The sequence below is a fragment of the Neisseria sicca 4320 genome, from assembly GCF_000193735.1.
Classification (GTDB): Bacteria; Pseudomonadota; Gammaproteobacteria; order Burkholderiales; family Neisseriaceae; genus Neisseria; species Neisseria sicca_E.
The window spans coordinates 1-297 of sequence record NZ_AEPF01000110.1; the positions used below are offsets into that span (position 1 = coordinate 1).

The window sequence follows — 297 nt, forward strand, 5'->3', positions numbered from 1 at the left end:
TTTTGAGTTTTTCCTGAATGCCGCGTTCTACCTTGGCCGGGCGTTTCATTCCGTACTTTGCCTGTTTGAAACGGTTGTTGGTACTGGTTTGGGGTTTGAGCAGTCTGCCCCTTGCGGCTTTAAGTGCGCGGTAAATGGTGACGCGGCTGACTTGGTAGCGGCGTGCCAGGAGGTGACGCTTTCCTTCCCCTGCGTGTAGGCCGGCCAAATGGCTTGGCGGTGGTGCGGGGTGAGACGGGTGTTTTTGTGCATGTTCATGTTTCAGTATTCTCCTGGAAATACTGTAAACAACGCTAC

1 pseudogene is annotated in these 297 nt (G+C 53.5%); it reads right to left on the minus strand.

The annotated features are described in order from the left end of the window. Positions 1–258 (minus strand): annotated as a pseudogene (locus NSCA4_RS15815) (IS481 family transposase); the annotation flags it as partial. Between the last annotated feature and the right edge of the window lie 39 nt (positions 259–297).